This is a genomic window from Bradyrhizobium diversitatis (genome assembly GCF_016031635.1).
GTDB classification, from domain to species: Bacteria; Pseudomonadota; Alphaproteobacteria; order Rhizobiales; family Xanthobacteraceae; genus Bradyrhizobium; species Bradyrhizobium diversitatis.
The window spans coordinates 119,304-133,235 of the sequence record NZ_JACEGD010000006.1; the positions used below are offsets into that span (position 1 = coordinate 119,304).

General features: G+C 66.3%; 12 protein-coding genes. All 12 read right to left on the reverse strand.

What is annotated here, in order from left to right; all coding sequences use genetic code 11:
• Positions 1-6 precede the first annotated feature (6 nt).
• Positions 7-483, reverse strand: coding sequence for a (2Fe-2S)-binding protein (locus H1B27_RS07310; protein ID WP_197965520.1), 477 nt, complete (start codon positions 481-483; stop codon positions 7-9).
• A 6-nt stretch (positions 484-489) separates the two neighbouring features.
• The gene (locus H1B27_RS07315) at positions 490-1,308 is read right to left on the reverse strand and encodes an FAD binding domain-containing protein (RefSeq protein WP_197965521.1); all 819 of its coding nucleotides are present in this window, start codon (positions 1,306-1,308) and stop codon (positions 490-492) included.
• Between the two features lies 1 nt (position 1,309).
• A complete protein-coding gene (locus tag H1B27_RS07320) occupies positions 1,310-1,753 on the reverse strand; it encodes an SRPBCC family protein (RefSeq protein ID WP_061882130.1) in 444 nt (147 codons plus the stop codon).
• Positions 1,754-1,957: 204 nt separating this feature from the next.
• Entirely contained in the window at positions 1,958-2,395 is a 438-nt protein-coding gene (locus H1B27_RS07325; protein ID WP_061882131.1) for an SRPBCC family protein, read from the reverse strand.
• A 10-nt stretch (positions 2,396-2,405) separates the two neighbouring features.
• Entirely contained in the window at positions 2,406-5,318 is a 2,913-nt protein-coding gene (locus tag H1B27_RS07330) for a flotillin family protein (protein ID WP_197965522.1), read from the reverse strand.
• Between the two features lie 25 nt (positions 5,319-5,343).
• On the reverse strand, positions 5,344-6,177 hold the full coding sequence (locus H1B27_RS07335; RefSeq protein WP_061882133.1) for a phosphoenolpyruvate hydrolase family protein: 834 nt from the start codon (positions 6,175-6,177) through the stop codon (positions 5,344-5,346).
• A gap of 3 nt (positions 6,178-6,180) precedes the next feature.
• On the reverse strand, positions 6,181-8,391 hold the full coding sequence (locus tag H1B27_RS07340) for an ABC transporter permease (RefSeq protein WP_197965523.1): 2,211 nt from the start codon (positions 8,389-8,391) through the stop codon (positions 6,181-6,183).
• On the reverse strand, positions 8,384-9,166 hold the full coding sequence (locus H1B27_RS07345) for an ABC transporter ATP-binding protein (RefSeq protein ID WP_061882135.1): 783 nt from the start codon (positions 9,164-9,166) through the stop codon (positions 8,384-8,386). Before H1B27_RS07345 ends, H1B27_RS07340 begins: the two co-directional genes overlap by 8 nt.
• Entirely contained in the window at positions 9,159-10,241 is a 1,083-nt protein-coding gene (locus H1B27_RS07350; RefSeq protein ID WP_197965524.1) for a branched-chain amino acid ABC transporter permease, read from the reverse strand. Before H1B27_RS07350 ends, H1B27_RS07345 begins: the two co-directional genes overlap by 8 nt.
• 1 nt (position 10,242) lies before the next feature.
• Positions 10,243-11,253: a branched-chain amino acid ABC transporter permease gene (locus H1B27_RS07355; RefSeq protein ID WP_061882137.1), complete on the reverse strand. Its 1,011-nt coding sequence runs from the start codon at positions 11,251-11,253 to the stop codon at positions 10,243-10,245.
• A 457-nt stretch (positions 11,254-11,710) separates the two neighbouring features.
• The gene (locus H1B27_RS07360; RefSeq protein ID WP_197965525.1) at positions 11,711-12,538 is read right to left on the reverse strand and encodes an AraC family transcriptional regulator; all 828 of its coding nucleotides are present in this window, start codon (positions 12,536-12,538) and stop codon (positions 11,711-11,713) included.
• 124 nt (positions 12,539-12,662) lie between these two features.
• Complete coding sequence (locus H1B27_RS07365; protein ID WP_061882139.1) at positions 12,663-13,913, reverse strand: ABC transporter substrate-binding protein; 1,251 nt, start codon at positions 13,911-13,913, stop codon at positions 12,663-12,665.
• Positions 13,914-13,932: the final 19 nt, after the last annotated feature.

Here is a 13,932-nt window from a genome sequence, read left to right on the forward strand (position 1 = left end):
CGTCCTCTAGGCGCTGACCCGGCCGCCGGCGGCGGCGAGGATGGCGTTGATGATCGGCTCGTAGCCGGTGCAGCGGCATATATTGCCGGAGATCGCCTCGACGACCTCGGCGCGGCTCGGCGAAGGGTTGCGGTCGAGCAGGGCTTTTGCCGCCATCAGCATGCCCGGTGTGCAATAGCCGCATTGGGCGGCGAAATTGTCGGCGAAGGCGCGCTGGAGCGGATGCAGGTTCGGGCCCTGTTTCATGCCATCGAGGGTCTCGATCGAGCGACCCGAGACTGTCTCGGCGAGTGTCAGGCAGGAGAGGTGAAGTTCACCGTCGATCAGCACGCTGCAAGTGCCGCAGCCGCCTTGGCCGCAACCGAACTTCGGCGTGATGTCGCCGATCAACTCGCGCAAGGCGACGAGCAGGTTGGTGCCGCCGTCGACGAAGATCGCGACGTCGCGGCCGTTGTGGCGAAACTGAAGGGGGATTTTTGTCATGGCGAGCTATTCCTGTCCCGACAGCAGGCGCCGCAAATGCACGCCGACGATCTCGCGGCGATACCAGGCGCTCCCGAGCGCGTTGTCGGATGGCGATGTTCCTTCCGTTGCTGCCGAAGCGGCAGCTGCGATGGTCGCAGTATCCAACGAGCGGCCCTCCAATGCGCGCTCGGCGGCGCGAGCACGGATTTGCGTCGGCGCCATCGAGCCCAGCGCAATCCGCGCACCCGCGATCCGTCCGCCGCTGACCGGCAGATGCGCGGCAAGCGTGATCACCGAGCCGCCCTTCGGCTTGATGCGCGCGATCTTGCGATATCGGAACGCCTCGCTGCTGGCCGGCCGCGTACAGGACACCGACAGCACCAAAGTTCCGGCCTGTCGCTCGCGCCCCTGCAGGAACTCCTCGATCGGAATATCGCGCGAGCCGAAGCCGCCTTGCACCGCAATCGTGGCGTCGAGCGCCAGCAGCGCCACGGTGAAATCGCCGTAAGGGCTCGGCGCGAACAGATTGCCGCCGACCGTGCCCATGTTGCGTACAGCGGGACCGCCGATCGAGCGGGCGGGGGCATGCAGGAAGGCGAGGTCGCGCTCGGCCAGCACGCGCGCGAAGGTGACGCCGGCACCGAGCGTGATGCGCGGGCCTGAGGCCTCGATCCGGGTCAGCGCCTGGTCCTGCGCGCGGACGATCGTCGAGATCGACACGTCGCCTTCGTTCAGCGCCCGCATCACCAGCGTGCCGCCGCCGAGATAACGCGCGCTCCGGTCCGACGACAGCGCGCCAGCCGCCTCGCTCGCATTCGCAAAAGTCTTTACCGTCACGGCCATGCTATGCGGCCTCCTTCAGATGTCGGCGGATCGCCTCGAACCCTGCCTGATAGATGTCTTCGGCGACCATGTGGGTGATGCGGTCCTTGTCTTCCGGCTTCGTCGTGAATCGCGATTCCCAGTGCCAGAAGGTGCGGTCGCCATCGGTGACCGGCAGCAGCCGGACGTGAGCGACATAGTTGAACATCGGGACCGGCGTATCGAGCAGGCAGTAGCTGAACGCCTGCTCGAGGTCGGACAGCGCCAGCAGCTGCTCGCGCAGCTCCGAACCGTCCTTGAGCTTGAAACGCCTGACGCAGCCGATCTTGTCGGAGGATTGCGCACGCTCGATGGAAGAGGTCGCGACCGCCGGATGCCAGCGGTCGTGCCCATTGAAATCGCGCAGCACGTCCCACACCGCGTCGGTCGGTGCGTCCAGGATCGTGCTCTTGACGATATGCGGCACGGTCAGCCCTCTGTTGTTCTCTTCACATCGCCCCGCTTGCGGGGAGAGGTCGGCGCGAAGCGCCGGGTGAGGGGGAGTCTCCGCGAGTCCAACTGCCTCCGTCCCCGGAGAGGCTCCCCCTCCCCCCAACCCTCACAGCGCGAGCGACCCCGCAAGCGGGGCGAGGGGGCGCAGTGTGCCTTGATCGAAACAGGTCGGATCACGTCAGCCCCCGAACACGCGCTTCAAGGCGTCGAAGCCGCCCTGGAACACGCCGCCGCCGATGTTGCTGACGAGCTCGGTCTCCCGCTCCGGCGCGCAGTCGAACTCAGCGGTCCATTCCACGAAGGTCTGGTCGCCGTCCGTGACGGGCGTCAGCCGCAGGGTGGCGACGTAGTTCTCGACGCCCATCGGCGATTCCAGGATCGAATAGGTGCAGAACATGTCGTAATCGGAGAGGCCGAGCAGCTTCTCGCGGATGCGGTCGCCGTTGCGCAGGCGGAAATCCCTGACACAGCCGATCTTGTCGGAGGGCTCGCCGCCTTCGATGCGGCTTTCGGCGATGGCCGGATGCCAGTTCGGCAGGCCGTTGAAATCGCGAACCCGTGCCCAGACGCGGTCGTTGCGGGCGTTGACGACGGTGGAGACGTAGACGCGGGCCATCGCTCAAACCTCAGCTCTTCTTCCGCGGGCCGCGCTCGGAATGCTCGCCGCCCTCGGTCGCGGGCGGGGAGGCCGCCGGCTTCTCGCCACCGCCAGCACCTCCGCCGCCCTTGCGCGCGGCCTCCTTGATGCCCTGCATGTCGCGAGCTTCGCGGATCAGCCCCGGCATCTTGGCGAGACTGCCGCCTTCGACGCCGATGTCCGACAGGATGGAATCGATCAGCGGGGCCTGGACGCGATAGCGCAGCGCCGAGTCGATCACCTCGTCGGTGGCGCTGCGGCCGCCATTGCCATTTCCGTGACCGTTGCCGTTGAGGCCGTCGACCTGGAGAATGCGGATGCCCTCGATCTTCTCCATCGGCTTGACGCTCTCGCGCACGATGCCCTCGATGCGGTCGAGCAGCTTTCTGCGGAACAGCGAGTAGCGCGCCTGGTCGGTCAGCACGTTCTCGGCCTCGTTGAGCAGCCGCTGCGCCTCGGCCTCGACCGCCGCGCGCACGCGCTCGGCTTCGGCCGCGATGCGCGTCTCCTCGGCCTGCTTCTCGGCAAGCAGGATTTCGACGGTCTTGCGCCGCTTGGCGATCTCGCTCTCCCGGGCCGTGACGACGCGCTCGGTAGCTTCCGTCGCGCGCATCCGCGCTTCCTCGGCAGACGCCTTGGCTGCGGACTCTTCCAGGGATTTCGTGTGGATGGCGATCGCCTTCTCCATCAGGACGGTCTCGACCTCCTTCTCGCGATTGACCTCGAGCTTGCGCAGCTCGCGCTCGCGCCCGATGCGGGCTTCGTCGAGACCGCGGTCGGAGGCGATGCGGGCACGCTCGACCTCCTCGCGCGAGGCGATCTCGGCTTCCTGGAGCGACTGGACGCGGGCGACTTCGAGCTGCTCGATGGCGCGGCGCCGCTCGATGCGGGCCGCTTCCAGCGCCTGCTCGCGCGAGACGTCGGTGGTCTCGACCTCCTTGCGCGCGACGATCTCGGCCTGCTTGACCTGGCGATCGGCGTCGATGCGTTCGGAGCGCTTGGTGGAGAGGGCGATGACGCGGTCCTCGTCGGCGATCTCGATCGCCTTCTTCTGCTCGATGTTGAGCACCTCGCGCTTCTTGGAGGAGTTGATGCGCTCGGCTTCGAGCGCCAGATCGACCGTGATGCGCTGGCGCTCGACGGCGTCGCGCTGCTTCAGCTCGGCCGCCTCCAGCGCTCCGGTGCGCTCGATCTCGAGCGCGCGCGTCTCCCGTTCGGCCTGGATCCGCTCGGCCGCAACCGCCTTTTCCTGGGCGATGCGGGCCGCCTCGATCGCCTCGCGCGAGGCGATGTCGGCTTCCTCGACGGCGCGGTTGCGGGCGATCTCCAGCGAGCGCACGCGCTCCTCCTGCGCGATACGCGAGGCTTCCGTGGTCTCGCGCGCGGCAATGCCGGCGACGTCGAGCGCCTGGTTGCGCTCGATCTCCAGCTGCCGCGTGTTCTGCTCGGCGGCGATGCGTTCGGCGGCGAGCGTCCGCTCGCGGGCGATGCGGGCGGCCTCGACCGCGCGCTGGGCCTCGATCTCGGCCTCCTGGATGGTCCGCACTTGCTGGATCTCCAGGGCGCGGGTGCGCTCGTCGGAGGAGATGCGCTCGACATTGACGATCAGCGTCTGCGCGATGCGGGCCTTTTCAGTGGCCTCGCGGGCGGCGATCTCGGCCTCGTCCACGGCGCGGGTACGCTCGATCTCGCGGCGGCGCGTCTCTTCTTCGTTGGCGATGCGGGCGTCGGTGACGACGCGGTCCTGCTGGATGCGCGCTTTTTCGATCGCTTCGCGGGCCGCGATCTCGGCTTCCTCCACCGTGCGCATGCGCTCGATCTCGCGCTGGCGCACCTCGCGCTCGGAGGCAATGCGGGTGGTGTCGATCGAGCGCTGGTTGGCGATCCTCGTCTTCTCGATCTCCTCGCGCGCCAGCAGCTCCTTTTCCTCGATGGTGCGGGTCCGCTCGATCTCCCTCTGGCGGGTCTCGCGCTCGGAGGCGATGCGGGCTTCCGCAATCGCCTGGTCATTGGCGATGCGGGCGCGCTCGATCGCCTCGCGAGCGGAAATCTGCGCCTGTTCGGCCTCGGTTTCGCGCAGCGCCCGTTCGCGGGCAACCTCGGTGCGCTGGAGCGCGCGGCGCATCTCGATGTCGCGTTCCTGCTCCAGGCGCGCGGTCTCGCTCTCGCGCTCGATCTCCAGCGCCTGCCGCTCGGCCTCCAGATTGCGGGCGCGGATCTTGATCATCGAGTCCTGCTCGATGTCGTTGCGCAGCTTCCGCTTGGCCTCGATGTCCTGCATTAACTGGGTCAGACCTTCGGCGTCGAACCGGTTCGAGGGATTGAAGAATTCGAGATCGGTCTGGTCGAGATCGGTGATGGCGACCGATTCCAGTTCGAGGCCGTTCTGGGCAAGGGCTTCCGCCGCTTCGGTCTTGACGCGCGCGACATAGTCGCCGCGCCGCTCGTGCATCTCCTCCATGGTCATTTCGGAGGCGACCGAGCGAATCGCAGAGATGAACTTGCCGGCGAGCAGCGCATGAAGTTGCTCCGGCGCCATGGTGCGGCGGCCGAGCGTCGCCGCGGCGATCGAGACCGCTTCGCGGGTCGGCTGCACCCGGACGTAGAAGTCGGCCTCGATGTCGACCCGCATGCGGTCGCGGGTGATCACGGCATCCTGTCTGGAGCGGACGACCCCCATCGGCAACACGTTCATGTTGACCGGCGTGTAATCGTGGATGAATGGCAGCACGAAGGCGCCGCCATTGATCACCACGCGTTCGCCGAGGAAACCCGTCCGGACGAACGACGTCTCCTTGGAGGAGCGATGATAGAGCCAGTTCACGATGTAGACGCCAACCACGATCACGATGATCGCGACGATCAGCCAGAGGATCAATTCACCGACCAGATTGCCCGACATCCTTCCCTCCCTCGTCCTTTCGGCGTTACCGCGCGCCGATCGCCTTGAATTGACGTACCTGCTCCGTCAGCGCCCGCTCAACCGGCAGTCGCTCCATCGAGGAGGCGCCGTAGAAGCCATGGCAGTGGCGGGTGTTCTTCATAATGAAATCGGCGTCGGCGGGATCCGCGATCGGACCGCCATGCGCGAGTACCAGGATGTCTGGATTGACACTGAGCGCTGCGGAAGCCCAGGTGTCGATACGCGCGGGGCAGTCCCCGAGCTTTGGCGCGGTGTGCGCACCGATCGTGCCGCCGGTCGTCAGGCCCATGTGGCAGACGATGATGTCGGCGCCGGCGATCGCCATCGCGGCGGCTTCCTTCTCGCTGAACACGTAGGGCGTGGTCAGCATGTCCTTGTCGTGCGCCTTTGCGATCATGTCGATCTCGAGCGCATAGGACATGCCGGTCTCCTCGAGATTGGCGCGGAAGGTGCCGTCGATCAGCCCGACGGTCGGAAAGTTCTGGACGCCTGCGAAACCAAGCGCCTTCAGCTGGTCGAGGAAGACATCCATGTCGCGGAAGGGATCGGTGCCGTTGACGCCCGCCAGCACGGGGGTCTGGTCGACCACAGGGAGCACTTCGCAGGCCATCTCCAGCACGATGGCATTGGCGTCGCCGTAGGCCATCAGGCCAGCGAGCGAGCCGCGGCCGGCCATGCGATAGCGGCCGGAATTGTAGATGACGATGAGATCGACGCCGCCAGCTTCCTCGCATTTGGCCGACAGCCCGGTGCCAGCACCTCCACCAACGATCGGCACGCCGCGCCTCGCCATGTCGCGAAACTTCTTCAGGAGGGCTGCGCGTTCAAATCTGGCCATCGCTCACCTCGCTAGCCTCCGCCGCGCGCCGGTGCGGCCGAACAGGGTTCGGAACGCACTGACGATGGCGGCGGCGAAATCGGGATCGTTGATGTTCTTGGGCGTGCGAACGAGCTGGCGGTTGCCGGTCTGCCGCACGGTCCGCTCCAGCGTGCGAAACAGTGCGGCGTCGGCATCCGGATCCCAGAACGGCTGGCCGCGCGCGTCGAGGGCTGAGACGCCACCCTCGGGGAGGAAGAAACGCACAGGGCCGTCCATCTGGTTGAGCCGATCGGCGATCCAGCGGCCCATGCGCTCGTTCTCCTCGGCGGTCGTCCGCATCAGCGTCACTTGCGGATTGTGGACGTGGAACTTGCGGCCACGATAGCGTTCGGGAATGGTGTCCGGCGCACCGAAATTGACCATGTCGAGTGCGCCGACCGAGCCCACATAGGGCAGGCGGCTGCGGATGATCGCCCCGAAGCGGTCATCGATCGCCGGAAACACGCCGCCCATCAAGAGGTCGCAGATCTCGGTCGTGGTGAGGTCGATCACGCCGGCGAGCTGGCCGGACTCGACGAGCTTCTCCATCGAGCGTCCGCCGACGCCGGTGGCGTGGAACACCAGGCATTCGAAGTCGTCGCGTAGGTCGGCGGTGATCTTCTGCACGGCCGGCGTCGTCACGCCGAACATGGTGATGCCGATTGCGGGCAGCCCGCCGGCCTCGCGCGCCGTTGCGGCACGCGTGTCGAGCCGCGCCTTAACCATGCCGGCGAGCGCATGGGCCCCGTTGGCGAGCACCGCGCGCGAGATCGAGTTCAGCCCCTGCACGTCGGTGACCGAGTACATCATGGTGATATCGGCGGGGCCGACATAGCGCCCGACATCGCCTGATGCGACGGAGGAGATGATCAGCTTGGGCACGCCGATGGGCAGCGCGCGCATGCCCGGGGCGACCAGCGAGGCCGCGCCCGAGCCGCCGGCCGAGATCACGCCGGCGACATTGCCCTGGCGTCGCATCCAATTGGTAAATGCATCCGCCATCGCGGTGACGGCGGCACCACGGTCCGTGCCGAACACGGCGGAGCCGCCGCGACCGTGGTTCAGGGCGATCTCCTGCGCGGAGACATCGCAGGATGAATGCCTGCCACTGGTCGAGACGTCGACCAGCCGCGTGCGCAGGCCGCTTTCGGCGATGATGTCGCGGATGAAGCGCAGCTCCTGGCCCTTGGTGTCGAGCGTGCCGACGACCAGCACCACCGGTGGGCCCGAGGCTTGCGCCGCCGCCGGCTCGCGCTTGCGCCGCGCCGTCTCGTCGAGCCGTGCGACCTGGGTGGAGAGTGTCCGCGCCGCTGCCTCGATGCGAGCGATCGGCACCGGTTGCGACCATCGCGTCGGCAGCGTCGGGTTGGAAACGTAGATGCGGACCGGCCCGTCGCGGCGTGGTGCCGGCGCGGGCTTCGCCTCGGGGCCGGACGCGGGGATGTCGATATCGGGCTCGAGCTCGGCGTGAAGCCCGACGCCGAGCAGCCGCTGCTGCAGCTCGCGGTCGGCGGCAAGGCGCGCGGAGTCGATGATGCGGTTGATGCGGCCGTTGACCATGATCGCGACGTTGCGCGAGATCGCGGTGGCGACGCCGATGTTCTGCTCGATCACGAGCACGGCCATGTCGCCGTCGTCACCGAGCCGCAGCAACATCTCCTCGACTTGCGCGACGATGACGGGCGCGAGGCCTTCGGTCGGCTCGTCCATGATGAGCAGATGCGGATTGGTGAGCAGCGCGCGCGATATCGCCAGCATCTGCTGCTCGCCGCCGGAGAGCTGGCCGCCGCCATGGCCCTTGCGCTCGGCGAGGCGCGGGAATGTGTCGTAGATGCGCTCGACGGTCCAGACGCCCGGCCGCAGACCGCCGGAGAGTCGCAAATGCTCGTCGACGCTGAGCGATCGCCAGAGCCGACGGCCCTGCGGCACGTAGCCGACGCCGAGCCGCGCGATCTGGGCCGGCAGCCGCCGGGTGACATCCTCGCCGCGGACGCGGATCGAGCCGCCGCTCACGCCGACGAGGCCCATGATCGCCTTGCACAGCGTGGTCTTGCCCATGCCGTTGCGGCCGACGACGGAGAACACGCCGCTCTCCAGCGTGAGGTCGACGCCTTGCAGCGCGTGGGAGTGGCCATAATAGACGTCGAGGCCGCGGACCTCGAGCGCGGCGCTCGAGCGGCGGGCCTCATTCATGGCCGCCTCCGAGATAGAGCTCCTGCACTTCAGGATCGGACTGGATCTCCTGCGGCAGGCCCTCCTTGAAGACGCGGCCGTTGTGCATCATCGTGACGCTCTCGACGACGCGCAGCGCCACGTCCATGTCGTGCTCGATGATTATGTAGCCGATATGCGCCGGCAGCGAGGTCAGGATCTCGATCAGCTCGGCGCGTTCGGTCGGCGACAGGCCCGCCGCAGGCTCATCGAACAGGACGAAGCGCGGCGCGCCGGCGAGCGCGAGCGCGATCTCGAGCTGGCGCTGCTGGCCGTGGGCGAGCTCGGCCACGCGCTGGTCCTTCACGGCGGATAGATGCACGGCCTGGACCAGATTATCGGCCGCATGCATCAGCGCATCGTTCTGTCCCGGTCGCAGGAACGAGAAGCGCCCGCGCGAGACACCGCGGCAGGCGAGATAGACGTTATCCTGCACGGTGAGGCCGGGGAACAGCGCGGAGATCTGGTAGGTGCGGCGCAGCCCGCGCCGGATGCGCTCATAGGGTGGGAAATGCGTGACGTCCTCGCCGAAGAAGCGGATGGTGCCGGAGGAGGGCGGGAAGTCGCCGGTGATGCAGTTGAACAGCGTGGTCTTGCCGGCACCGTTGGAGCCGAGCACGGCGCGCCGCTCGCCGGGTCGTACGGTGATGGTGACGTCAGTCAGCGCCGCCAGCGCGCCGAACATGCGCGTCACGCCGCGCAGCTCCAGCGCTGCGCCGGCGCCGACGGCGGAGAGGCGCCGGGCAACGCTATCCATGGCTGCGCCCTCCACCGGTTGAGTCGGCGCCGCGACGCTGTCGCTGGCGCCAGCGCTGCCACAGGCCGATCACGCCGTCCGAGGACCAGAACACGATGGCGAGGAAGCCGAGCCCGATCAGGAGGCGGAAGCGGTTGCCGTCGAGGCCGAGCCGGACCAGGAAGTCGAGTGCGAAGGTGCGCAGCAGCACGAAGATCAGCGCGCCGATAAAAGGGCCGATCGGGCGCGTGATGCCGCCGACGACCGCGATGATCAGCACGTCGATGCAGGCGCCGACACTGACCGAACCCGGCGAGATCTGGCGGTAGTTCCAGACCTGGAGCACACCAGCGAGTGCGGCCACGAAGGAGGCAAACGCATAGGCTGCGACGCGGTGGGCGTTGACGTTGAAGCCGAGCGCGGCCATGCGCCTCGGATTGTCGCGCACCCCCTGGAGGGCCAAGCCGAAGGGCGCGCGCGAGAGGTATTCGACGGCGAAATAGCAGAGCGCGGCGACCGCGAGCACGATGTAATAGAAGGGGATGTCGGCGCGCCAGTTCACGCCCCAGAAGTGCGGCGTGGCCACGGTATTGATGCCGGTATGGCCGTTGAAGATCGCCCAGTTCTGGTTGGTGAAATAGTAGAAGGCCGCGCCGATCGCGAGCGTGATCATGATGGTGTAGATGCCTTCGGTGCGCACCGCGAGCGCGCCGCCGAGGGTGCCGAAGGCGGTCGCCAGCGCCAGCGCCATCGGCACCGCGAGCCACCAGGGCCAGCCCAGGCTGATATTGGCGTTGCCGCTGACGCCGAACACCGCGACCATATAGGCCGAGAAGCCCGCGATGGTGAGCTGCATCAGGCTGACCATGCCGCCGTACCCGGCGAGGAACATCAGGCTCAGCGCGATGGTGCCGAGGATCAAGGTGGAGGCGAAGATCTCGATCAGGAAGAAGCCGTTGGCGATCAGCGGCATGATCAGGAGAATGGCCGCGACGATCCAGGCGGCGGGATTGTTGACTTCCGGCCATGTCCGCGTCGGGCGTTGCGACACGGCAGCGGGTCGAACGGCAATCTGAGCATCGTGGGCGAGCGACATCTCAGCGCCTCGCCAACAGGCCTTGCGGCCGGATCGCCAGCACCAGCACCATGATCAGGAAGGTCACGACGATGGCGTAGGTCGGGATGTAGACCGAGCCGAGCTGCTCGGCGAGCCCGATGATCAACGCGCCGAGTGCAGCGCCTGGGATCGAGCCCATGCCGCCGACGATCACGACGACGAGAGAGGCCAGCAGGAAGCGGATGTCCTCGCCTGGTGACAACGACTGGAAGGTGCCGCCGACCACGCCGGCAATGCCCGCAAGTCCTGCGCCGAAGGCGAAGACGGCGACGAAGACGAGCTGGATGCGCACGCCGGTCGCGGCGAGGATATCGCGGTCGTCGACGCCGGCGCGGACGATCATGCCGATCCGGGTGCGATTGAGCGCGAGCCACATCGCGACGCCGATGACCACGGACGCGGCGAAGATCACGAGCCGCACCGAGGGATATCTGAGATAGACCGGCTCGCCTGAGGATTTGATCGCCGTGACCAGCGGCAGCTCGACGGGACCGATCAGCCAGTTCGGGGTCTGGATCTGGTAAAAATCGCCGCCGCACGCCCAGAGCATGAGGTCGGCGAACACGATCGACAGCCCGATCGTCACCATGGTCTGCCTGAGATCCTGGCCCTCCATGCGGCGGAAGACGATGACCTGGAGCAGCACGCCGACGAGGGCAGTCAGGATGAAGGCGACGATGAAGCTGAGGATCCATGACCCCGTCGAGGAACTGATGGCGTAGCCGACATAGCCGCCGAACAGATAGAGCGAGCCGTGCGCGAGGTTGACGTTGCGCATCAGGCCGAAGATCAGCGTGAAGCCGCTGGCGACGAGGAAATAGAGGCCGCCGAGCGTGATGCCGTTGAACAGGGCGTTGAGAAAGACGCGTTTGCGGCCGATCGCCTGTTCGAGGCCCGGCGGCCAGACCGCGAAGATCAGCCAGAGCATGACGGCAACGGCAATGATCGAGATCAGCGCCCAGGCGGGATGGCGTTCGACAAAGCGGCTCATGCTGTCGCCTCGCTTCGCTTGCTGCAGGGCAATCGCACGTAAAATGCGGATTCTCCGCAGCCCATCCTTCGAGACGCCCGCTTTGGTGGGCTCCTCAGGATGAGGGCGGAGTATGCGGCAGCAGTTTCAACGAGGCCGATGCCGATGAGCCTCATCCTGAGGAGACAGCGGAGCGGTCGTCTCGAAGGACGAGGCGCTTGCTCAGGTCGTTCCAGGCAATCGTGTGTGATGGCGTTCGCGCGTGCGCAGAGAGGTCGCGCCGGAGGCGCCGGTTCACCCCAACCCTCTCCCTGCAAGTGGGGCGAGGGGGCATGCAAGCCGTTGCCGGCTGCTGGCCCTGCCATGGACGAACGTCCTCCCTGGACTCAGCGATCCTCTTTCCGGGATCGCGTTGCCGGCATCCTAGCCAGGCGGCGAGGGCGGCGTTTGATCGTGAGTATCTTTTCGTGGCCCGCGGTCAGGCGCGCAAAACCTTGGCTGCGCGACGATAATCGGTCGGGGCCATCCCGACATTGGCGGCGAAGAAGCGGGTGAAACCGCTTTGCGAGGAGAAGCCGAGGTCGAAGCCGATATCGGCGATCGGTGCCTCGCTCGCCACCAGCGCTTCGAGCGCCTGTTCCATGATCAGCGTATTGAGATAGAGGTTCGGGGTGACACCGGTCTGCACGCGGAACAGCCGGTAGAAATGCGGCCGCGACAGGCCGGATTCGCGCGCGATGGTGTCGAGCTCGATCTCGGCGCCGGGACTTTCCGACATCATCTTGATGCACTTGCGCACGCGAAAATCGGTGACGGAGCCGCTTGCGCGCGGATCGCGCGCGACCACGGCCTGCTGCCAGCTTTCGTCGTAGCAGATGTCGATCAGCCTCCTCAGCTCGGCATCGAGGCTGGAGAGCGATGGTGCGCCGCACACGAGCGCGGCGGTCCGCCTGATATGCTTGTCGAGTGCAGGCGTGCGCCTGAACTGGGTGCGGCCGAAGCGCAGACGGTCGCTGCCCGAGGCATCGGGCGCAAACCATTCGGCGTTGACGTAGAGTACGAAAAAGATGGCGCCGCCATCGAGATCGGCCGGCAGGAAGTTGTGCGGCTCCCAGGGATTGACGGCGACGACGGACGATTCGGTGAGATCATAGTGCCCGTTGGAGACATCGATGCAGGCCGGCATGCCGCCGACATGGAAGATCAGATGACCTTCACGATGGGCGTGGATATTGAAAGGGCGGTTCAACTGATAAACCGTCGCCCGGCCGAAGCGGCCGTGGAAGACGGCGAGCGCACGGCTCATGCCTTCCCCTCCCGGATGTTCTTGTCTTTTCAGCCAGCGTTCAACAACGCCGCCGAGATTGCAAGAGCCGAGAGCGACCGCGTCAGCAAGTCGCTCTCCGCTTGCACTGTGCAGGCGTGATGCGTCAGTATTTCTTACATTCCGGAACGGTGCGGCTCGGCAGCCCGATCTTGGAGAAGACGGCCGGATCGTAGCCGAGTGTCTGGTTCACGTTCGGAATCACCTTCACGACCTTGCTGAACAGCGCGCCCTTGCCGTCGTCGACGACCTCGGTGACGAAGTTGGTGCCAATCGCCTGGCGGTTGGAGTCGAGCTTGATCTTGCCGTTCGGCGCATCGAGCTCGATCTTCGCCAGCGCTTCCTTGAATTTAGCCTGGTTGTTGGAGAGATCACCGTTGACCTGACGCAGCGCGAGGATCAGCGCCATGGTTGAATCATAATAGTTGGTCGCCAGCAGCGAGGGGCTCGGGAAGCGCTTGTTGGGCGGGAAGGCGTCCTGATAGGCCTTCACGAACTTCTGCCAGCCCGGATCCTCCCAGGTGTCTGCCTGGCCGCTCGCCGCAATGGTGCCGATGAGGGCGTTCTTGGCGTTGCCCTTGGACGACAGGATGGTCTGGTCGATCATGATGGAACCACCCATCAGATGCGCCTTGCCGCCGGCCTGCTGATACTGGTTGAGGAAGTTGACGGCATCCGCGCCGCCGAGCCCGAGATAGATGGCGTCGACGTCGTCGGGCAGGGCGGCGATGACGGAGGCGAAGTCCTTCGTTCCCAGCGGCACCCATTGTCGGTTGGTGACTTGCCCGCCCATTCCGCAGAACTCGAGCACCAGCCCGAACACCTGGGTGTAGATGAAGGAATAGTCTTCGCCGACGGTTGCGATCTTGCGGTACTTCTTGTCCTCATAGGCGTATTTGCCGAGGCCGACCTGCCACTGGGCGCCGTCCATATTGTAGCGGAAGAAGTTCGGGGCAGGGTCGACATAGGTCGTTTCCTGCGCGCCGGAGGCCGCATTGATGAAGGTCAGCTCGGGATGGGTCTTGGCAAAGTTCTTCACCGCGATGCCCTCGTCGCCAGAGAGCGGCGACAGCAGGATCTGGACCTTGTCCTGCTCGATCAGCTTGCGCACAGCGCGCACGGCCGAGTCCGGCGTTGCGTCGGTGGAGGCGACGATGAATTCGAGTTCCTTATCGCCGATCTTCTTGCCCAGCACATTGAGTGCCGTCTGATGGCCGCGCATCCCATCCTCGCCGAGCACGGTGTAAGTGCCTTCGAGGGTTGCGGTCACGCCCACCTTGATCTTTTCCTGGGCGATTGCTGCGCCTGAAAGAAACAGGCTGCTCAACGCGAGCAGTCCCATGCTGCATTTCGACATGTGCTCCTCCCCTGTGTCG

Excerpts from the sequence above, each read along its gene's own strand:
- H1B27_RS07365 (WP_061882139.1), bottom strand. The coding sequence starts at position 13,913 with ATGTCGAAATGCAGCATGGGACTGCTCGCGTTGAGCAGCCTGTTTCTT.
- H1B27_RS07325 (WP_061882131.1), bottom strand. The coding sequence starts at position 2,395 with ATGGCCCGCGTCTACGTCTCCACCGTCGTCAACGCCCGCAACGACCGC.
- H1B27_RS07315 (WP_197965521.1), bottom strand. The coding sequence starts at position 1,308 with ATGGCCGTGACGGTAAAGACTTTTGCGAATGCGAGCGAGGCGGCTGGC.
- H1B27_RS07335 (WP_061882133.1), bottom strand. The coding sequence starts at position 6,177 with ATGGCCAGATTTGAACGCGCAGCCCTCCTGAAGAAGTTTCGCGACATG.
- H1B27_RS07345 (WP_061882135.1), bottom strand. The coding sequence starts at position 9,166 with ATGGATAGCGTTGCCCGGCGCCTCTCCGCCGTCGGCGCCGGCGCAGCG.
- H1B27_RS07330 (WP_197965522.1), bottom strand. The coding sequence starts at position 5,318 with ATGTCGGGCAATCTGGTCGGTGAATTGATCCTCTGGCTGATCGTCGCG.
- H1B27_RS07360 (WP_197965525.1), bottom strand. The coding sequence starts at position 12,538 with ATGAGCCGTGCGCTCGCCGTCTTCCACGGCCGCTTCGGCCGGGCGACG.
- H1B27_RS07350 (WP_197965524.1), bottom strand. The coding sequence starts at position 10,241 with ATGTCGCTCGCCCACGATGCTCAGATTGCCGTTCGACCCGCTGCCGTG.
- H1B27_RS07310 (WP_197965520.1), bottom strand. The coding sequence starts at position 483 with ATGACAAAAATCCCCCTTCAGTTTCGCCACAACGGCCGCGACGTCGCG.
- H1B27_RS07355 (WP_061882137.1), bottom strand. The coding sequence starts at position 11,253 with ATGAGCCGCTTTGTCGAACGCCATCCCGCCTGGGCGCTGATCTCGATC.
- H1B27_RS07340 (WP_197965523.1), bottom strand. The coding sequence starts at position 8,391 with ATGAATGAGGCCCGCCGCTCGAGCGCCGCGCTCGAGGTCCGCGGCCTC.